The sequence below is a fragment of the Nocardia sp. CS682 genome (assembly GCF_004634405.1).
Lineage (GTDB): Bacteria > Actinomycetota > Actinomycetes > Mycobacteriales > Mycobacteriaceae > Nocardia > Nocardia ninae.
Genome location: NZ_CP029710.1, coordinates 7,419,985 through 7,439,703, shown reverse-complemented (window position 1 = coordinate 7,439,703; position 19,719 = coordinate 7,419,985). Strand labels below are relative to the sequence as shown.

The following is a 19,719-nucleotide window of genomic DNA, read 5'->3' as shown; positions in this document are numbered from 1 at the left end:
CAGACGGTCCCGTTGACGTATCGCTGATCTCTACAACATCATCCGGGGATGCCACCCGTAAGTCGGCACACCCGTAGCGATTTCGCGCCACGAGAACCATACGTGGTCCGTGCCAGGCTAGCCGCGCATTCCGGCGAAGAGATCGCTGGGCGCGGGCAGCGAAACCTGCTGGGCCGCCGGGCAATCCAGGAAACTGGTCGGCACGCTTCGATGCGCCGACGAACTCGCACCTATGCCAGCATGCCAGTGGGCATGCGCCGATACTCGCTGAGATGCGAAGTCGCCCAAGATCTGGCGTATGTGGGGTGTGCACCTGGCTTTGGGGCGCTCGACAGGTTCGACTCCGGACCGCCGCACGGGTTTCTGATTTCCGCACGAGGAATGGCATGCGATTCGGTGTGCGCCAAATCAGAGGGTGTATGGGCGCAGCTGTCAGCTAGCCGCGCTCCGAGTTCAGCGTTGCCCGCACAGCGCGACAGTGGCACCCAACCGTGCCTGTCCAGCTGCAGGTCGTCGTCCGGGCGGGCACCGCCGGTGAGCTCTTCGGCACATTCTTTTTGCCGAGCAGGAGCACCGCCATTTGCCACTCGGGCGGCGGTGCCACTCCGGCTGGTGGCTACCGAGGATGTCGGCAACCGCTAGCCGGGCTACAGCTGCAGGTCGTCGTCCGGGAGGGCGCCGCCGGTGAGTTCCTCGGCGCGTTCTTCCGCGTCGGTTTCGCCGTCGAGGTCGGCCGAGGCGGCGTTGAGGAACCAGGTGAGGCCCTCGTCGGTGCGGCCTGCGGCGACGAGGGCGTCGGCGTAGGCGTAGAAGAGGCGGGCTGCGGCCGAACCGGTGCGCGACGGGTCCAGTTCGGACGTCTGCAGGGTGACGACGGCCTGGTCATACTCGCCGAGGTCCATCCGGGCACCCGCGACGACGATGCGCAGCTCGGTGGCTTCGTCACCGGTCAGGGCGCGGGCTTCGTCGCTGCGGCCGAGTTCGATGGCGCGTTCGGGGCGGCCGAGGCCGCGTTCGCAGTCGGCCATGACGGCGAGCAGTCCGGAGCCGCCGGACATGCGGCGGGCGGTGCGCAGCTCGGACAGGGCTTCTGCCCATTCACCCGCGTGATAGGCGGTGACGCCCGCGGTTTCGCGCACCACGGCAATGCGGCCCGCGCGCTGCCGGGCAGCCCGTGCATGTGCGAGGGCGAGGCGTGGGTCGTCGTCGATCAGTTTCGCTGCCATCACCAGGTGCCGGGCCACCGCTTCCGCGTTGGACTTGTCCAGGCTCAGCAGGTCGCGGCGAACAGCCGGTTCCAAGTCGGACGGCTGCACGTCATCGGGAAGGTCCGGCTCCTCCGGGCGCGCCGCACGACGGTCCTGCGACCGATCGTCACCGACACCCCGGGCACCCTCGCCACCACGACGCCGATTGTCCGGTCCGTTGCCCCGCGAATCGCTGCCCCGGTCGAATCCACCACGGCCGCCGGAGTCGCCACCGCGCTTGAAGCCGCCACGATCACCGGAATCCCGCTGGCCGCCGGAGTCGCCACCACGATTGAATCCGCCGCGGTCGCTGGAGCCGCCGCGGTTGAAGCCGCCACGGTCACCCGAGTCACTGCCACGGTTGAATCCGCCACGCTCGCCCGAACCACTACTGCGGTTGAAGCCACCGCGATCGCTGGAGCCGCGTTGTCCACCGGAATCGCCACCACGATTGAATCCGCCGCGGTCGCCGGAACCACCGCGGTTGAAGCCGCCACGGTCACCCGAGTCACTGCCACGGTTGAATCCGCCACGCTCGCCCGAACCACCACTGCGGTTGAAACCGCCGCGATCACCGGAGCCGCTGTTGCGATTGAACGCACCGCGATCGCCGGCACCACCACTGCGGTTGGATCCACCGCGGTCGCCGGCGTCGCGTTGGCCGCCGGAGTCGCCACCACGATTGAAGCCACTGCGCTCACCGGACCCACCACTACGGTTGAATCCGCCACGTTCACCCGAGCCGCGGTTGAAACCGCCACGCTCGCCGGAACTTCCGCGCTGCCCGGAATCGCCGCGACTACTCGAGTCGCCGCCGCGCTTGAATCCGCCACGGCTGTCCGAATCGCCACCCCGGTTGAATCCGCCGCGGTCGCTGGAGCCGCCACTGCGGTTGAAGCCGCCTCGACTGCCCGAATCGCCACCCCGGTTGGAGCTGCCGGATGAGCCGGCGTCGTCACGGCGGTTGAAGCCGCCGGATGAGCCGGCGTCGTCACGGCGGTTGAAGCCGCCGGAGTCGCCGCGATTGCTGGTGCCGCGCGAGCTCGAATCACCGCTGCGGTTGAAGCCGCCACGGTCGCCGGCGTTGCCACGCTGGCCGGAGCCGCTGCGATCGCCGGAGTCGCTGCGTTTGAAGCCGCCGCGCTGGCCGCTTTCGCGGTCGGGGCGCTTGCTGGTGGAGTCTGCACCGGACGCACCGCTGCCCTGGGAGGGGCGATCGGATCCCTCGCCGCGCCGGAAGGACTTCCGGTCGTCGTCGTTCTTTTCCGACACGGTGATCCCTTTCTGAGGTCCGCAAGAGGTGGTCGGGGGCCCCACAAATTCAATCACGTGTCCTGGTGGGGACATGACACGGCAAGGTCGTTCAGGCACGGCAAGGTGCTGAAACGACGATAGGGGACCCAGAATCTGGGTCCCCTATCGTGAAGGATGTTCCGGCGGTGTCCTACTCTCCCACACCCTGTCGAGTGCAGTACCATCGGCGCTGGCAGGCTTAGCTTCCGGGTTCGGAATGGGACCGGGCGTTTCCCTGCCGCTATGGCCGCCGTAACTCTATGAAACTATCCACACAGCAGCGCTGACACGATCCATCAGCGAAACCCCGGGTAGGGGGTTCGCAGACAGTGTGTGTCTGCTGCAGTGTCTGTGTGTTGTTTCAGATACTGCACAGTGGACGCGTAGCTTCTTTGTTGGTAAGTCCTCGGCCGATTAGTACCAGTCACCTGCACCCGTTACCGGGCTTCCAGTTCTGGCCTATCAACCCCATGGTCTGTGGGGGGCCTTAACCACTCGAAGGTGGTGAGAAACCTCATCTTGGAACAGGCTTCCCGCTTAGATGCTTTCAGCGGTTATCCCTTCCGAACGTAGCTAACCAGCGGTGCTCCTGGCGGAACAACTGGCACACCAGAGGTTCGTCCGTCCCGGTCCTCTCGTACTAGGGACAGCCTTCCTCAAGTTTCTGACGCGCGCGGCGGATAGAGACCGAACTGTCTCACGACGTTCTAAACCCAGCTCGCGTGCCGCTTTAATGGGCGAACAGCCCAACCCTTGGGACCTACTCCAGCCCCAGGATGCGACGAGCCGACATCGAGGTGCCAAACCATCCCGTCGATATGGACTCTTGGGGAAGATCAGCCTGTTATCCCCGGGGTACCTTTTATCCGTTGAGCGACACCGCTTCCACTTGCCGGTGCCGGATCACTAGTCCCGACTTTCGTCCCTGCTCGAGCTGTCGCTCTCACAGTCAAGCTCCCTTGTGCACTTGCACTCGACACCTGATTGCCAACCAGGCTGAGGGAACCTTTGGGCGCCTCCGTTACATTTTAGGAGGCAACCGCCCCAGTTAAACTACCCACCAGGCACTGTCCCTGAACCAGATCATGGTCCGAGGTTAGAAGTCCAATACGATCAGAGTGGTATTTCAACGATGACTCCACGAACACTGGCGTGCCCGCTTCACAGTCTCCCACCTATCCTACACAAACCGTACCGAACACCAATACCAAGCTATAGTGAAGGTCCCGGGGTCTTTTCGTCCTGCCGCGCGTAACGAGCATCTTTACTCGTAATGCAATTTCGCCGAGTCTGTGGTTGAGACAGCTGAGAAGTCGTTACGCCATTCGTGCAGGTCGGAACTTACCCGACAAGGAATTTCGCTACCTTAGGATGGTTATAGTTACCACCGCCGTTTACCGGGGCTTAAATTCTCAGCTTCGCACCCGAAGGCGCTAACCGGTCCTCTTAACCTTCCGGCACCGGGCAGGCGTCAGTCCGTATACATCGTCTTACGACTTCGCACGGACCTGTGTTTTTAGTAAACAGTCGCTTCTCACTGGTCTCTGCGACCACCCCCAGCTCAGGAAGTAAATTCCGTCACCAGAAATGGTCCCCCTTCTCCCGAAGTTACGGGGGCATTTTGCCGAGTTCCTTAACCACAGTTCTCTCGATCGCCTTAGTATTCTCTACCTGACCACCTGTGTCGGTTTGGGGTACGGGCCGTGTACCAACTCACTAGAGGCTTTTCTCGGCAGCATAGGATCACTGAATTCGCCTCAATCGGCTACGCATCACCTCTCAGGCTATATGCGGTGCGGATTTGCCTACACCACGCCCTACAGGCTTACACCAGTACAACCACTGACTGGCCCAGCTACCTTCCTGCGTCACCCCATCGCTTGACTACTACCAGCCGGGGTCATGTGCAGCCCCTCACTCGAGACCCGAAGGTCTTCTCGGAGGATTTGGACACTTAGCACAACTGATTCATCATGGGCGCGGATACACGGGTACGGGAATATCAACCCGTTGTCCATCGACTACGCCTGTCGGCCTCGCCTTAGGTCCCGACTCACCCTGGGCGGATTAACCTGGCCCAGGAACCCTTGGTCATTCGGCGGACGAGTTTCTCACTCGTCTTTCGCTACTCATGCCTGCATTCTCACTCCCATAGCCTCCACAACTAGGTCACCCTGCTGCTTCCATGGCTATAGGACGCTCCCCTACCCACCCCAACCACTGCACACCGTCCCGTAGAACGATGCGGATGTATTGTTGGAGTGCCGCGGCTTCGGCGGTGTACTTGAGCCCCGCTACATTGTCGGCGCAAAATCACTTGACCAGTGAGCTATTACGCACTCTTTCAAGGGTGGCTGCTTCTAAGCCAACCTCCTGGTTGTCTTCGCGACTTCACATCCTTTTCCACTTAGTACACGCTTAGGGGCCTTAGCCGGCGATCTGGGCTGTTTCCCTCTCGACTACGAAGCTTATCCCCCGCAGTCTCACTGCCACGCTCTCACACACCGGCATTCGGAGTTTGGCTGATTTCGGTAAGCTTGTAGGCCCCCTAGACCATCCAGTAGCTCTACCTCCGGCGTGAAACACGTGACGCTGCACCTAAATGCATTTCGGGGAGAACCAGCTATCACGGAGTTTGATTGGCCTTTCACCCCTACCCACAGCTCATCCCCTCAGTTTTCAACCTAAGTGGGTTCGGGCCTCCACGACGTCTTACCGTCGCTTCACCCTGGCCATGGGTAGATCACTCCGCTTCGGGTCTAGAACATGCGACTGTATCGCCCTATTCGGACTCGCTTTCGCTACGGCTACCCCACACGGGTTAACCTCGCCACATGCCACTAACTCGCAGGCTCATTCTTCAAAAGGCACGCCATCACCCACAGTGCACTAAAGCACTCGCAGGCTTTGACGGATTGTAAGCGCACGGTTTCAGGTACTATTTCACTCCCCTCCCGGGGTACTTTTCACCTTTCCCTCACGGTACTAGTCCGCTATCGGTCACCAGGGAGTATTCAGGCTTACCGGGTGGTCCCGGCAGATTCACAGCAGATTTCACGGGCCCGCTGCTACTCGGGTACTCACTACAAGAGCCGTTGAGTTTTCGTCTACGGGATTCTCACCCTCTACGACAGGCCGTTCCAGACCACTTCGACTAACACAACGGTTTCTGACTCCCGCTCCATCCGGCAGAATGAAGAAAGTGAGCCCCACTACCCCACATACACAACCCCTGCCGGGTATCACATGTACATGGTTTAGCCTCATCCGCTTTCGCTCGCCACTACTCACGGAATCACAATTGTTTTCTCTTCCTGTGGGTACTGAGATGTTTCACTTCCCCACGTTCCCTCCACACACCCTATATATTCAGATGCGGGTAACACGACATCACTCGTGCTGGGTTTCCCCATTCGGAAATCCTCGGATCTCAGCTCGGTTGACAGCTCCCCGAGGCTTATCGCAGCCTCCTACGTCCTTCATCGGCTCCTGGTGCCAAGGCATCCACCGTACGCTCTTAAACACTTACTAACAAAGATGCTCGCGTCCACTGTGCAGTTCTCAAACAACACACCCAGTACGAACCGAACCACCACCATGCCCACCCACCCCCGAAGGAGCGAATGCGGTCTGCGTGAAGCCCGAACCGGATCGTTATCTTGCCCAGAGAAACACTCGCGTGTTCTCTCAGGACCCAACAGTGTGCCGATATATCCCCTCACCGACCAGTCATGACGACCGATCGATACGTGAGAAGAGTCAGTCAGTGTTCCACCCATGAGCGTCCGCCGGATGACGTATGCATCCGAAACGGTCTCTGCCACAAGACGTTTAACATCCCACCTGTGTGGGTGTCCGTGGAGAAGTGCTCCTTAGAAAGGAGGTGATCCAGCCGCACCTTCCGGTACGGCTACCTTGTTACGACTTCGTCCCAATCGCCAATCCCACCTTCGACGGCTCCCTCCCACAAGGGGTTAGGCCACCGGCTTCGGGTGTTACCGACTTTCATGACGTGACGGGCGGTGTGTACAAGGCCCGGGAACGTATTCACCGCAGCGTTGCTGATCTGCGATTACTAGCGACTCCAACTTCACGGGGTCGAGTTGCAGACCCCGATCCGAACTGAGACCGGCTTTAAGGGATTCGCTCCACCTCACGGTATCGCAGCCCTCTGTACCGGCCATTGTAGCATGTGTGAAGCCCTGGACATAAGGGGCATGATGACTTGACGTCGTCCCCACCTTCCTCCGAGTTGACCCCGGCAGTCTCCTGCGAGTCCCCGCCATTACGCGCTGGCAACACAGGACAAGGGTTGCGCTCGTTGCGGGACTTAACCCAACATCTCACGACACGAGCTGACGACAGCCATGCACCACCTGTACACCGACCACAAGGGGGCCTACATCTCTGCAGGTTTCCGGTGTATGTCAAACCCAGGTAAGGTTCTTCGCGTTGCATCGAATTAATCCACATGCTCCGCCGCTTGTGCGGGCCCCCGTCAATTCCTTTGAGTTTTAGCCTTGCGGCCGTACTCCCCAGGCGGGGTACTTAATGCGTTAGCTACGGCACGGATCCCGTGGAAGGAAACCCACACCTAGTACCCACCGTTTACGGCGTGGACTACCAGGGTATCTAATCCTGTTCGCTACCCACGCTTTCGCTTCTCAGCGTCAGTTACTTCCCAGAGACCCGCCTTCGCCACCGGTGTTCCTCCTGATATCTGCGCATTTCACCGCTACACCAGGAATTCCAGTCTCCCCTGAAGTACTCTAGTCTGCCCGTATCGCCTGCAAGCTTAAGGTTGAGCCCCAAGTTTTCACAGAAGACGCGACAGACCGCCTACAAGCTCTTTACGCCCAGTAATTCCGGACAACGCTCGCACCCTACGTATTACCGCGGCTGCTGGCACGTAGTTGGCCGGTGCTTCTTCTACAGGTACCGTCACTTGCGCTTCGTCCCTGTCGAAAGAGGTTTACAACCCGAAGGCCGTCATCCCTCACGCGGCGTCGCTGCATCAGGCTTTCGCCCATTGTGCAATATTCCCCACTGCTGCCTCCCGTAGGAGTCTGGGCCGTGTCTCAGTCCCAGTGTGGCCGGTCACCCTCTCAGGTCGGCTACCCGTCGTCGCCTTGGTGGGCCGTTACCCCGCCAACAAGCTGATAGGCCGCGGGCCCATCTCGCACCGATAAATCTTTCCACCACGAAACATGCATCCCATGGTCATATCCGGTATTAGACCCAGTTTCCCAGGCTTATCCCGAAGTGCGAGGCAGATCACCCACGTGTTACTCACCCGTTCGCCGCTCGTGTACCCCGAAGGGCCTTACCGCTCGACTTGCATGTGTTAAGCACGCCGCCAGCGTTCGTCCTGAGCCAGGATCAAACTCTCCGTTGAAGACTCTCAACCAACCTCCGAAGAGGTCAATCAGAAGAATAACTAGAGTCCGAAAACCTAGCAAAACAAAACGCCAGCAAAAAGATTTGCTGACTAAATGTCCGACCTCTCAACCGGGGGGTATGAGAAGCCGGAACCAATTAAATAATTGGCACTGACATTCATCGACACACTATTGAGTTCTCAAAGAACACACGCACACACTTCATCCCCGGCGCTAACCGGTTCGTCCGTGAGGCAACTGTTCCAGCCTAAACGGCTTCTCTCGCGGAGTCAAGTCCGCGTGATCGCCCTAGACGTCTTGCTGATGGCCAGGCGCACCCCGTACTACCTCGTTTCCCAGTCCATCCGCTCAGCGTTTCCGCTGGGCTTCTCGGCTCCGGGTCGGTGTCCGTGTCGCTCTGACTTGGATAAAGTTACGCGGCGGATAACGCAGAGTCAAATCCGCTGTTCGCGCCGGTGTTTCCCCAGGTCAGAGCCGCAGACTCGGGCCGAACGCGGGCTCGAATTACACGGATGTGACTCAAGCCACCGCGATCTTCATGCACCTGCCCGCAGTACCCCGGCGAGGTTCTTCTTTCCGCGCCGCAGCACCAGCCACCGTCCGTGCAGGTAGTCGCTGTCGGAGGGGGTCCACTCGAGGTCGGAGACGCGCTCGTTGTTCACCGATGCCCCGCCTTCGTTCACCGCGCGCCGGGCGGCACCGCGACTTTCGCTCAGCCCGGTGGCGACGAGCAGATCGACGATCGTGCTCGGCTCCCCCGCCGCCAGCTCGGCCACTGCGGCTTCCCGCAACGCGGCACCCAGGGTCGGCTCGTCCAATTCGCGCAGCTCGCCCCGGCCGAACAAGGCCTGACTGGCCAACTGCACCGCGCGGGTGTTCGCCTCGCCGTGCACCAGCGTGGTCATCTCCGCCGCCAGCTTGCGCTGCGCTTCCCGCGCATGCGGGCGCTCGGCCGTGGCCACTTCGAGTTCGGCCAGTTCTTCCCGCGAAAGGAAGGTGAACCAGCGCAGGTACCGCAGCACGTCGGCGTCGGCGGTGTTCACGAAGTACTGGTACCAGGCGTACGGGCTGGTCATCTCGGGATCGAGCCACAGGCTGCCGCCGCCGGTCGACTTGCCGAACTTCTTGCCGTCGGCCGAGGTCACCAGTGGAACGGTGAGCGCATGCACCGCGGCACTGTCGACCCGGCGATTCAGTTCGACGCCGGCGATGATGTTGCCCCACTGATCGGAGCCGCCGACCTGCAACGTGCAGTCGTAGTTGCGACGCAGCTGCAAGTAGTCGTTCGCCTGCAACAGCATGTAGCTGAACTCGGTGTAGGAGATGCCCTCACCGTCGAGGCGGCGCTTGATGGTGTCGCGGGCCAGCATGACGTTCACCGAGAAGTGCTTGCCGATGTCGCGCAGGAAGTCGATGGTGGACAGCTGCCCGGTCCACTCCATGTTGTTCGCCAGCACCGCGCCCGTCGGCGAATCGTCCAGGTCGACGAACCGTTCCAGCTGCGAACGGATCCGGGTGGCCCACTCCTGCACGGTGTCGGTGGAGTTCATGGTGCGCTCGCCGACGTCGCGCGGGTCGCCGATGAGTCCGGTGGCCCCGCCGGCCAGCACGATCGGCCGGTTGCCCGCGCGCTGGAACCGCTTCAGCGCGAGCAACGGCACCAGATGTCCGGCGTGCAGGCTGGGTCCGGTGGGATCGAAACCGGCATAGACGGTCAACCGTCCCGCGTCCAGGGCCGCACGCAGCGCGTCCAGGTCGGTGGATTGCGCGATCAGTCCGCGCCAGGTCAATTCGTCGATGATGTCGCCGCTCACGCTGTCCCATCTTTCCGCACGGGTAATCGGTGGCTCGAGTGCGCCTCAGTGTGTCGGCTGTACCCGCCGCTGGTCGAGCGAATTACGCGCCTGGCAGAACTTCAGGACGCCTCGGCACGCGGCGCTCGGGGACTGCGCCGGTAGGTGGAGACCGCGGGCGAGGACGGTAGCCAGAACCGCCACGGCAGATCCGCGGCAGTGCTCACGCCGACCCGGGGACCGCTGGCGATCTCCTCGTCGAGGGCGCCGGCGAGTTCCAGCCGAATCGGCGAGGACGGTTCGAACAGCGGAGTTCCGTAGTCGTTCAAGGTGATGCCCAGCGCGCTGCCGAGATTGCCCGGCCCCTTCGCCAAATCGGCATCGGTCCGCGCGGGCAGCCGCCGAGCGCGGGCCTCCTCGAGCCCGGCGACCACCTCACCCGACCTGATCAGCACCGCACTCGCGCTCCCGTCCGGACCGCTGGTCACGTTGATGCACATGTGCATGCCGTAGCTCAGGTACACGTACAGCACCCCCGCCGGACCGAACATCACCGTGTTGCGCTTGGTTCGCCCACGCCCGGAATGCGACGCCGGGTCCGGCCACGGTCCCGCCGGATCACCCCCGTAGGCCTCGACCTCGACGATCCGGACCCCAACCGATCCGGACCAGAGAGTGGCGCCCAGGACACGGCGGGCGGCGGCGGGCGGATCGACGTTCAGCTCATCGGCACACACGACCACCATTGTCCAAGACGGCACCGACAGCTTTCGGTCAGCCGCCGCGCCGTCCCGATGATCTACAGGTAGGAGCTGTGCTGCCCACTCCGCAGGGTGATCAGGTCGTCAGCGATCACGGCGAGATAACCGACCGCGACCAGCGTCGCCAGCTGCGCCCACGACACCCACACGACGCCGATCGGAGTGGTCGCCGCGACGGCGACGGCCGCGATCAGCCGGAACCACGGCCGCGGCAACTTCAAGGCAAGGCGGAAGAAGAACTGCCCGAGGAAATACAGCGCGACACCACCGGACAGCGCGGCCGCGGCGGCCAGGCTGACGGATTCGTTGCCGTGCCCGATGCTCATCTGTAGGCCCGCCGAGGTCACGGTGATGCCGATGAGCAGCGGATATAACGCGTAACCGTAGGCAAGGACCGCGGGCCGGGAGCGCTCCCGGTCGGGTGTCGCGGCCAGCGCGTGCTCGCCGCGTTCGTCGTCGAAGCCGAAGTACGCCCACCACAGCACGTAAGCAAGGCACAGCGCGAGCGACACGGTGACGATGAGCTGCGGCGTGATTTTCACCCCGGCCAGTCCGGCGCCGATCGCGACGATGGACTCACCGATCGCGACGATCACGACCAAGCCGTGCCGCTCGCAGAAATGGCTCGCCCGGATGACGAAATCACCGGTATCGGTCAGATAGGGACTGGCGACCTGAACCGCGAACCCCAGGCCCCAGCACGCGTATTGCGGCCAACCGTGCAGGAATCCGCCGGCCAGCACCAGCCCCGCGGCCAGCAGGTTGAACGGCGCGATGTGCTTGATGGCCCGCGCGGCGGACGCACCACCGCCGGAGGCGAACAGCGCGGTGTGCACGGCGGTCACCAGCACGTAGCCGAAGCCGAAGGCGAGCCCGGTGCCGTGGAACGCATCCGGAATGGCCAGCGCGAGCACGAAGAAGGAGAACATCCCGATCAGCAACCAGGTTCGCCGAGCCGAGCTGTTCGGCGCCACCTCGTTGGTGAGCCACACATACCCGCTGTACATCCACCAGATCAGGCCGAACAGCAGCGCCACCTGGCCCAGCGCCTGCCAGCCCGGATGGTGGGTGAACACGTGGGTCAGCTGGGTGATGGTGAAAACGAAGACGAGATCGAAGAAGAGCTCCAGTGTTGAAGCCCGCAGCTGGCCGCCTTCGGCGGATAGCTCTGCGCTCTGGTTGGTCACCGCAGGAGCCTAGAACGAGCACGGGCAACACCATTCGACCTCGGTGCCGGGCGCGCCGGTCAACCGACGAGGTCGGGACCCAGCGAAAGGCCGTTGAGCTTGCCCGGATTCACCTGCAGTCGCAGGTTCTGGATGCGGCCGTCGACGATGTCGTAGGTGAAGGCCGCGACCGGGTGACCACCGATCCGGGCCACTGCGCCGAGTTCACCGTTGAGGTAGGTGGGCTCGAGCTCGTAGCCCGCGACGATCGGCTTGGCGAACACGCCGAGGGTCCAGCGGGCCACATGATCCGGGCCGTGCAGCGGTCGTCGGGCCGCGGTCACCACGCCGCCGCCGTCGGACCAGCAGGTCACGTCGGGGGCGAGCAGATCCATCAGCGCGTTGAGGTCACCGCCGGAACAAGCCGCCATGAACCGCGCGGTGATGTGATCGCGCTGGTCTTTGTCGGTGTCGAAGCGCGGGCGGCGGGCCTGCACGTGGGCGCGGGCCCGGTGCGCGATCTGGCGGATGGTCGGTTCGGGCCGGTCGAGGGTGTCGGCGATCTCGGCATGGGTGTAGCCGAACACCTCACGCAGCACCAGGACCGCCCGCTCGATCGGGCTCAGGGTTTCCAGCACCACCAGCATCGCGGTGGAGACGGTGTCGGCCAATTCGGTCTCCTCGGCGATGTTCGGTGTGGTGAGTATCGGCTCGGGCAGCCAAGGGCCGACGTAGCTTTCGCGGGTGGCCCGGGCGGAGGTGAGTCGGTTCAGCGCCAGGTTGGTGACGGTGCGGACCAGGTAGGACTTCGGGTGCCGCACCGTCGTCTGATCGGTGTCGTGCCATTTGAGCCAGGTGTCCTGGAGGATGTCCTCCGCGTCGGTGACGGTGCCCAGCATCCGATACGCGGTGGCGAACAGGAGTCGCCGGTGTTCGAGAAACGGATCTTGCGCGGGCGTCGGATTCACCATCGGGTCATGCTCCTCAATGATGTTCAGGTTTGCCAAGCGCCACCCGGTCCTGGGTGCGGGCCCGGCGGCCTGCCCTGAGCTTGACCGGGGGATTCATTCGCCTGCTGAGCCGGAACATCGGAAGTGGGCTGGCGCTGACCGATTCCTTGTAGGCGGCCGCCAGGCGTCCGGTCAGGTAGAAACGTCCGGGGGTGTCATCCGAGCGGGTGAACTGGATGACGCCGTCACGGCGGCCGAGGCTGACCGGCTGGTGAAAGTAGCCGAAGCGGAACGGTTTCGGCTGCTTGCCGCGCAGCTGCCGGACGATGGCCGCGGCGGTGTAGGCGGCCGTCGGCATGCCGCTCTGGCAGGTGCCGTGAAGCTGCCCCCAGGGCAAGCGGATCGCGGCGGCGGCGCCGATGGCGTGGATGTTCGGATGCGAGACCGAGCGCAGGGTCTCGTCGACCACGATGCGGCCGCGCGCGTCGGTGTCGATGCCGGCCTGGGCTGCCAGTGGCGGGACGCGGACGCCGGTCGTCCACAGCGTCAGATCGGCGGGAAGCAGTGTGCCGTCGGCCAATTCGACGGCGTCGGGCAGCACCTTGGTGACGGCCTGGCCGGTTTCGCGGGTGACGCCGAGGCGGTCCAGTGCGCGGTGCAGGTAGGCGCGGGCCTTGTCGCCCATCATGGCGCCGGGTTCGGTGTTGCTGATCAAGGTGACGCGCAATCCCGGGTGGTCGGCGGCGATTTCGGCCGCGGCCTCGATGCCGGTCAAGCCTGCGCCGCAAACCGCGACCTTGCCGCCCTGTGCTGCAACGACATTCAGAAGTTCCGCGAAGCGGTGTGCGGTTTTCGGGTCGTTGAGGGTCCAGGCGTGGTCGGCGGCGCCGGGGACGATGCTGGTGTCGGTGCTGCTGCCGAGGGCGTAGACCAGTTCGTCGTAGGGCAGTGTCATCGTGTCGTCGACTACGACCTGATGAGTGGCCGGATCGATGGAAGTGGCCCAGCCCTGGACGAATTCGACGCCGGTCCCGGTGAGGATGTCGGTGATGCGGTGGTCGGGCAGTTCCTGGCCGGCGGCGATCTGGTGCATGCGCAGGCGTTCGGTGAATCGCGCCGACGGGTTGACCAGCGTGATCCGCACATTCAGCGCACGGGTGCGGCGGGCCAGCGTCGCGGCGGTCAACAGGCCCGTGTAGCCGGCGCCGAGGATGACGATCCGGTGTTCGGTGTTCATGGGGTTGCTCCAATGATCGGGTCACCCGGGTTGGTGACGACCATGGGACAAACAACCCCGTGCCGACGTGACAGATGATCGATGTGACCTGCGTCACGCGAGATGTCAGCTCTTTCCCAGGGCCTCGGTGCGGATCAATTGGAGCAGGCTGGGGTTGTCCGTTGTCGTCGCCACGCTGACGATCTTGCGCACGAACTTGTTGTCATCGAGCAGCCGGAGCATGGCGGCCGCCAAGTCGACGCGGGCGGTGTAGCGCTTATCGGCGCGGCCCTCGACCAGCAGATAGTCGGTGACGGCGGGCAGTTCGTACAACCCGCCCGAACGCACGATGGTCCAGTCGAGATCCGCTGCGGCGAGCAGGGATTCCATCCGGCGCATGTCGTCGTACAGAGTCTTGCCCATCACCCGCGCGATGTAGGGCTGCAGCACGCGGTTGAACAGGAAGCCTGCGTCGGTGAACGGCTGCGGATCCACGGCGCTCGAGGACACCACCGCGATGCGTCGAATGTCGTTGTGGCGCATGGCGGCGAGAATATTGGCGACGCCGACCGAGTAGGTGTCGATCGGCTCCTTGCCGTACGGCACACCTAGCGTGGAGAGCACCGCGTCGGCGCCCGCGACGGCGATGCGTACCGAATCCGCTTCCCGCACATCGCCACCGAAGACGGTCAGCCGGTCGTGGTCGATCGGGAACTCTTCAGGCCGGCGCGTGACCGCGACGACGTCATGACCTGCGGCGAGTGCCTGATCGGTGAGTAGGCGGCCGGTGGGTCCGTTGGCTCCGAAAACAGTGATGCGCATGGTGATCCTTCGCGAGAAAGCGGTGCGACGCCCATTCCTCCGAGCGCCGTATCATATGAGGACCATATCAGTTGATATGAGTTTCATACAATACGAAAGAGGTAGCAATGGCGGATGCTCGCCGTCGCCGGCGCTCGGCCACCGCGGTCAAGGAGTCGCTGCGCGACCTGAACACCCAGCTGTCGCTGCTCAACAGGCAGTTCGGCGGCAAGGTCGACCTCAAGGACGTCGATTGGACCTGCCTCGAACTGGTCGATCGGCATGGGCCGCTCAGTGCCAGCGCGCTGGCCAAGCTCGCCGGGCTGCATCCCGCGACGATGACCGGCGTGCTCGACCGTCTGCAGCGCGGCGGCTGGATCACCCGCGAGCGCGACCCGGCGGCGACCGACCGCCGCGCAGTCACTATTCGGGCAACCCGCGAGCGCAACACCGAGCTCTACCAGGTGCTTTCGGGCATGAACGGTCGGATGGACGAGCTGTGCGAGCGATACACCGAGTCCGAACTCGAACTGATCGCGGACTTTCTACGGCGCACCGCCGCGGCCGGACACGAGTCGGCCGCCGAACTCAGCGGCGAGTGACCCTGGTGCGGCAGGGCGGAAGTCAAGGGTCGAAATAGGGACGCTTCCGGATGTGCCGGGGTGGGCTCGATTCCTACCGTCAGGAGATGGTTTCGGTTTCCCGGCCGCGCCGGTGGCGGCGGTTGTTCCTGATGCTCGCTGGGCTCGTCGCGTTGCTCGGGCTTGCGGTCGGCGGCTGTGTCCGCGTGGTGTACGTCAACGCGGTAGTCAACACTGTCGGCCGCGCGGAATTCGGCAACGAGCTCGCGGTTCCGCCGTTGGCGCCGTCGACGGTACGGCCGGATGGCACGCGCGAGTTCGACCTCGAAATGCGAACGGGGGTTACGGAATTCCGGCCAGGGCAGGCGACGGAGACCTGGGGGTTCAACGGTGCTTACCTCGGGCCGACGCTGCGGGCCCGGCGTGGCGAGCAGGTCGCGATCACCGTTCGCAACCAGCTGCCCGAGGCGTCGACGGTGCACTGGCACGGGATGCATCTGCCCGCGGTGATGGACGGCGGGCCGCACCAGATGGTGCAGGCAGGTGCGACGTGGACACCGCAGTGGACCATCGATCAACCCGCCGCCACGCTCTGGTATCACCCGCATCCGCACGGCGAGACCGAAAGGCATGTGCGGCGTGGGCTCGCGGGGATGTTCTTGCTCGACGACGAGCTATCCGAAAGCTTGCCGCTGCCACACGATTACGGCGTCGACGACCTGCCGGTCATTGTGCAGGATGTGAAATTCCGTCGGGCCGAGCTCGATATGTCGCATGCGATGTTCCGTGACGTCGGGTTTCTCGGCGATCAGACGATGGTCAACGGGACGCTGACGCCGTACCGCGAGGTCGGCGACGAGCTCATCCGGCTGCGCCTGCTCAATGCCTCCACGGCACGGGTCTACACCTTCGGCTTCGACGACGAGCGTCAGTTCTCGCTCATCGCGACCGACGGCGGGTTGCTGGAAGGCCCGCTGGCGCTTGATCGTTTGCAGCTTTCACCGGGCGAGCGGGCTGAGATCGTGGTGCGAGTCCGACCCGGTGAACGAACCATGTTGCGCAGCAACAAACTCGACGCCGGGTTGAGCTTCTGGACCCAGCGTTTCGCCGGCGGCGACGACACTTTCGACATCCTCGAGCTTCGCGCCGCCGACACACTGCGCCCGTCACCAGAACTGCCTGCGGCCCTTGCCCGTCCGTCGACCCCGGACGGTTCGGACTCGGTCCAGGAACGCCGCTTCGACATCAATATGGCAGGGATCAACGGCAAGCCGATGGCCATGGACCGCATCGACCTCGCCGTCACCCGCGGCACGGCCGAGACGTGGATCGTGCACAACAACGATGGCATGCCGCACAACTTCCACATTCACGACGTGCAGTTCCGCGTGCTCGGCCGAAACGACGGCCCGCCGCCCGCCGAACTCACCGGCCCGAAGGACACCGTTTTCCTCCCGCCGAACAGCACCGTCCGGCTGGCTATGCGTTTCGACGGTCCCGCCGATGCGGATACGCCGTACATGTATCACTGCCATCTGCTGTGGCATGAGGATCAGGGGATGATGGGCCAATTCGTGGTGGTCGAGGCGGGTGGATCGGTGGGTGAACCGCCGCGGCACGGGCATTGAGCGGCGGATCACCCCGCTCACCTCGCGGCATCGACGCTGGCCGCGCCGCAATCGAACATGCAGGTCTTGCCCTCGCCGCGCGGCCGCGCTAAATTCATCACACAGTGAATTCAACACTCGATGAATTGAGGCGACCATGTCGCAAGCCACCTCATCAACCGCCGTCGAGGTCCGGAACCTGACGGTGCGGCGCGGCGGGCGGGAAGTTCTGCACGATGTCTCGTTGACGATTCCGCGCGGGTCGATCACCGGATTGCTCGGTCCGTCGGGGTGCGGGAAGACGACGCTGATGCGGAGCATCGTCGGCACCCAGATCGTGCAGTCCGGGGAGATCTCGGCGCTGGGCCGTCCGGCCGGGGCGGCGGAGCTCAGGCAGCGCATCGGCTATGTCACGCAGGCGCCGAGCATCTACTCCGACATCAGCGTGCATGAGAACGTGGCGTATTTCGCCGCGCTCTACGGGCGCGAGCGTAGCGCGGTCGACGAGGCGATCAATGCTGTCGGGCTCACCGAGCACGCGCATCAGCGCGGCGATGAACTGTCCGGTGGACAGCAGACCCGCGCCTCGCTGGCCTGCGCCCTGGTCGCCCAACCCGAGCTCTTGGTCCTGGACGAGCCGACGGTCGGGCTGGATCCCGTGCTGCGCGTGGATCTTTGGCAGCAGTTCCATGAATTGGCCGCTGGTGGCACCACTTTGGTGGTGTCCAGTCATGTGATGGACGAGGCCGAGCACTGCGACCGGCTGCTGCTGATGCGCGACGGTCATCTCCTCGCCCAGCTCAGCCCCGACGAACTGCGCGCCGAAACCGGTGAGGAGAACCTCGAGCGGGCCTTCCTCACGCTGATCACGACGGGGCGCGCGGCATGAACGCCGACCCGTCCCGAGACCGCAACGCATCGTCGAACTCCAGGCAGGAACCATGACCGGCACACTCGCGCCCGCGACTCGGCGGACGCCTACCCTTCGCACCTATGTCGCGACGACCACCCGCATTCTGCGCCAGCTGCGCAACGACCACCGCACCGTCGCGATGATCCTGGTGGTCCCCGCGCTGCTGATGACGTTGCTGTACTTCATCTATCGGGACACCCCGACCAACCCGCTGAATCCGGTGTCGCTGTTCGATCGAGTCGGCATCAGCATGCTCGGCATCCTGCCGTTCATCGTGATGTTCCTGATCACCGCCATCGCCATGCAGCGCGAACGCACCTCGGGCACGCTGGAGCGGTTGCTCACCACGCCGCTGGCGAAACTCGACCTGCTCGGCGGCTACGGCACCGCCTTCTCGTTGGCCGCGGCGGCGCAGGCTGTGGTCGCCTGCCTGGTGTCGTTCGGCTTGCTCGGGCTCGACTCGGCGGGTAACCCCGGCTGGGTGGTGTTGATCGCGGTGGTCGACGCGGTGTGCGGCGTCGCGCTCGGTCTGCTGGCAAGTGCGTTCGCGCGCACCGAGTTTCAAGCGGTGCAGTTCATGCCGGTAGTCGTGGCGCCGCAGATCTTCCTGTGCGGCTTGCTCGTTCCGCGCGGCGAGCTGCCCGGCTGGTTGGAGGCGATCAGCAATGTACTGCCGTTGAGTTACGCCGTCGATGCGCTGCAACAGGTTTCGGTGCATCCGAACGCGACCGGTGCGATGTGGCGCGACCTGGCTGTCGTCGCCGGCTTCGCGATCGTCGCGCTGTGCCTGGGCGCGGCGACGCTACGGCGGCGCACCCCGTGACGGCGACCAACGGATCACCGGGCGAGGATCGTCCCGCCCGCTCCGGACGCAGACCAGGACAGTCCGGTGCGCGCGAGGCGATCCTGGCGGCGGCGCGGGCGCGGTTCGCGGAAGCGGGCTTCGACAAGACGTCCATCCGCGCCGTCGCCTCGGACGCGGGAGTCGACCCCGCCCTGGTGCACCACTACTTCGGCACCAAACAGGAACTGTTCGGCGCGGTCGTGCAGTTGCCGGTGAGCCCCGAACTCACACTGTCCGCCGTGGACGCCGCTCCCCTCGATCAACTCGGCGAAACCATCCTGCGTTCGGTACTCGGCGTCTGGGACTCCCCCGCAGGCCCCGGCATCGTCGCGATGGTCCGCAGCATCATCGCCGGCGGCGACGTCTCGCTGGCCCGCTCGTTCATCCTCGAGGTCGTCCTCGAACGGGTCCGCCAGCGCATCGCCACCCCCCACGACGACGGCCGCCTACGCGTAGCCCTGGTCGGCTCCCAAATGATCGGCGTCCTGATGGCCCGCAAAATCGTCGCCATCGAACCCATGGCATCCTCCCCCGCCGAAGACCTCGTCACCGCCGTAGCCCCCACCCTCCAGCGCTACCTCACCGGCGAAATAACCACACCCCCAACCGAACCGCCGGACCCAGCCTGACCTGGACATGGTGGCGACAACATCGAGTGGACCCGCCACCATGTCCCGCGCGCCAACGCCCACCCCGGATGTCTGCGCTCAACGGGACACGAAGGCGGCAAACGTCGAGTATGCCCGCCACCATGTCCCGCCAGACAACTCCGCATGCGCCGAGCGGGGCATGGTGGCAAGAAACGCCGAGGGGCCTGCCCTCAGGTCCCGCTCGACAACGCTCCACCCTGGATGTCCGCGCTTGGGACATGGGGGGTGGAGACGGCGGGTGGGTTCGCCGTTGTGTCCTGGTAGAGGTCAGGCTTCTACTGGCTGTGCGATGAAGTCGGCGTGTTCGGCGTCGGTGGCGTCGCGGGCCTCGTCGATGAGCAGCACGGGGATGCCGTTGTCGATGGGGTAGGCGCGGCGTAGGCGGGGGTTGTAGAGGACGGGGCCCTCGGGGGCGCGGACCAGCAGTAGCGGGCCCTTGTCCTGGGGGCAGGCGAGCAGGCTCAGCAGGGTGGCGTCCAAGGTGTGCTCCGGCATGAC

Annotated in this window: 12 protein-coding genes, 3 rRNA genes and 1 pseudogene; 5 read left to right on the top strand and 11 right to left on the bottom strand. The window is 64.2% G+C overall.

All coding sequences use genetic code 11. The annotated features are described in order from the left end of the window. Window positions 1–647 precede the first annotated feature (647 nt). The 10 genes and pseudogenes from DMB37_RS33715 to DMB37_RS33670 all read right to left on the bottom strand — a co-directional run. Window positions 648–1,601, bottom strand: a pseudogene (locus DMB37_RS33715) (tetratricopeptide repeat protein); the annotation flags it as partial. A gap of 1,077 nt (window positions 1,602–2,678) precedes the next feature. After that, window positions 2,679–2,795: ribosomal RNA gene (gene rrf / locus DMB37_RS33710) — 5S ribosomal RNA — on the bottom strand. Between the two features lie 139 nt (window positions 2,796–2,934). Further along, window positions 2,935–6,071: ribosomal RNA gene (locus DMB37_RS33705) — 23S ribosomal RNA — on the bottom strand. A 345-nt stretch (window positions 6,072–6,416) separates the two neighbouring features. Beyond that, window positions 6,417–7,935, bottom strand: a 16S ribosomal RNA gene (locus DMB37_RS33700). Together the 16S, 23S and 5S rRNA genes form the textbook arrangement of a ribosomal RNA operon. A 540-nt stretch (window positions 7,936–8,475) precedes the next feature. After that, a complete protein-coding gene (gene tyrS, locus DMB37_RS33695) occupies window positions 8,476–9,753 on the bottom strand; it encodes a tyrosine--tRNA ligase (protein WP_135236128.1) in 1,278 nt (425 codons plus the stop codon). 101 nt (window positions 9,754–9,854) lie between these two features. Further along, window positions 9,855–10,478 (bottom strand): DNA-3-methyladenine glycosylase, encoded by a 624-nt coding sequence (locus DMB37_RS33690; RefSeq protein ID WP_135236127.1) that lies wholly within the window; start codon window positions 10,476–10,478, stop codon window positions 9,855–9,857. Between the two features lie 53 nt (window positions 10,479–10,531). Further along, window positions 10,532–11,680 carry a low temperature requirement protein A gene (locus DMB37_RS33685; RefSeq protein ID WP_135236126.1) on the bottom strand — a complete coding sequence of 383 codons (1,149 nt, stop codon included), beginning with the start codon at window positions 11,678–11,680 and terminating at the stop codon, window positions 10,532–10,534. Window positions 11,681–11,739: 59 nt separating this feature from the next. Beyond that, entirely contained in the window at window positions 11,740–12,630 is an 891-nt protein-coding gene (locus DMB37_RS33680) for an RNA polymerase sigma-70 factor (protein WP_135236125.1), read from the bottom strand. 13 nt (window positions 12,631–12,643) lie between these two features. Further along, the gene (locus DMB37_RS33675; protein WP_135236124.1) at window positions 12,644–13,846 is read right to left on the bottom strand and encodes an NAD(P)/FAD-dependent oxidoreductase; all 1,203 of its coding nucleotides are present in this window, start codon (window positions 13,844–13,846) and stop codon (window positions 12,644–12,646) included. Between the two features lie 105 nt (window positions 13,847–13,951). Further along, window positions 13,952–14,647 carry an NAD(P)-dependent oxidoreductase gene (locus DMB37_RS33670; protein ID WP_135236123.1) on the bottom strand — a complete coding sequence of 232 codons (696 nt, stop codon included), beginning with the start codon at window positions 14,645–14,647 and terminating at the stop codon, window positions 13,952–13,954. 107 nt (window positions 14,648–14,754) lie between these two features. On the opposite strand from DMB37_RS33670, the gene DMB37_RS33665 reads away from it, so the two are divergent. The 5 genes from DMB37_RS33665 to DMB37_RS33645 all read left to right on the top strand — a co-directional run bounded on the left by DMB37_RS33665 (window position 14,755) and on the right by DMB37_RS33645 (window position 19,200). After that, on the top strand, window positions 14,755–15,228 hold the full coding sequence (locus tag DMB37_RS33665) for a MarR family winged helix-turn-helix transcriptional regulator (RefSeq protein ID WP_135236122.1): 474 nt from the start codon (window positions 14,755–14,757) through the stop codon (window positions 15,226–15,228). An 86-nt stretch (window positions 15,229–15,314) separates the two neighbouring features. Continuing rightward, window positions 15,315–16,835, top strand: coding sequence for a multicopper oxidase family protein (locus tag DMB37_RS33660; RefSeq protein WP_135236121.1), 1,521 nt, complete (start codon window positions 15,315–15,317; stop codon window positions 16,833–16,835). A gap of 136 nt (window positions 16,836–16,971) precedes the next feature. Next, complete coding sequence (locus DMB37_RS33655; protein ID WP_135236120.1) at window positions 16,972–17,703, top strand: ABC transporter ATP-binding protein; 732 nt, start codon at window positions 16,972–16,974, stop codon at window positions 17,701–17,703. Window positions 17,704–17,755: 52 nt separating this feature from the next. Then, on the top strand, window positions 17,756–18,550 hold the full coding sequence (locus tag DMB37_RS33650; RefSeq protein WP_135236119.1) for an ABC transporter permease: 795 nt from the start codon (window positions 17,756–17,758) through the stop codon (window positions 18,548–18,550). After that, window positions 18,547–19,200, top strand: a complete 654-nt coding sequence (locus DMB37_RS33645) for a TetR family transcriptional regulator (protein ID WP_135236118.1) — start codon at window positions 18,547–18,549, stop codon at window positions 19,198–19,200. Before DMB37_RS33650 ends, DMB37_RS33645 begins: the two co-directional genes overlap by 4 nt. A gap of 288 nt (window positions 19,201–19,488) precedes the next feature. Here DMB37_RS33645 and DMB37_RS33640 read toward each other — a convergent pair whose 3' ends face one another. Then, window positions 19,489–19,716 carry a Trm112 family protein gene (locus DMB37_RS33640; RefSeq protein WP_135236117.1) on the bottom strand — a complete coding sequence of 76 codons (228 nt, stop codon included), beginning with the start codon at window positions 19,714–19,716 and terminating at the stop codon, window positions 19,489–19,491. Window positions 19,717–19,719 lie beyond the last annotated feature (3 nt).

Coding starts and splice junctions, on each gene's coding strand:
- DMB37_RS33690 (WP_135236127.1), bottom strand. CDS start 10,478: ATGGTGGTCGTGTGTGCCGATGAGCTGAACGTCGATCCGCCCGCCGCC.
- DMB37_RS33680 (WP_135236125.1), bottom strand. CDS start 12,630: ATGGTGAATCCGACGCCCGCGCAAGATCCGTTTCTCGAACACCGGCGA.
- DMB37_RS33675 (WP_135236124.1), bottom strand. CDS start 13,846: ATGAACACCGAACACCGGATCGTCATCCTCGGCGCCGGCTACACGGGC.
- DMB37_RS33670 (WP_135236123.1), bottom strand. CDS start 14,647: ATGCGCATCACTGTTTTCGGAGCCAACGGACCCACCGGCCGCCTACTC.
- DMB37_RS33665 (WP_135236122.1), top strand. CDS start 14,755: ATGGCGGATGCTCGCCGTCGCCGGCGCTCGGCCACCGCGGTCAAGGAG.
- DMB37_RS33660 (WP_135236121.1), top strand. CDS start 15,315: ATGGTTTCGGTTTCCCGGCCGCGCCGGTGGCGGCGGTTGTTCCTGATG.
- DMB37_RS33655 (WP_135236120.1), top strand. CDS start 16,972: ATGTCGCAAGCCACCTCATCAACCGCCGTCGAGGTCCGGAACCTGACG.
- DMB37_RS33650 (WP_135236119.1), top strand. CDS start 17,756: ATGACCGGCACACTCGCGCCCGCGACTCGGCGGACGCCTACCCTTCGC.
- DMB37_RS33640 (WP_135236117.1), bottom strand. CDS start 19,716: ATGCCGGAGCACACCTTGGACGCCACCCTGCTGAGCCTGCTCGCCTGC.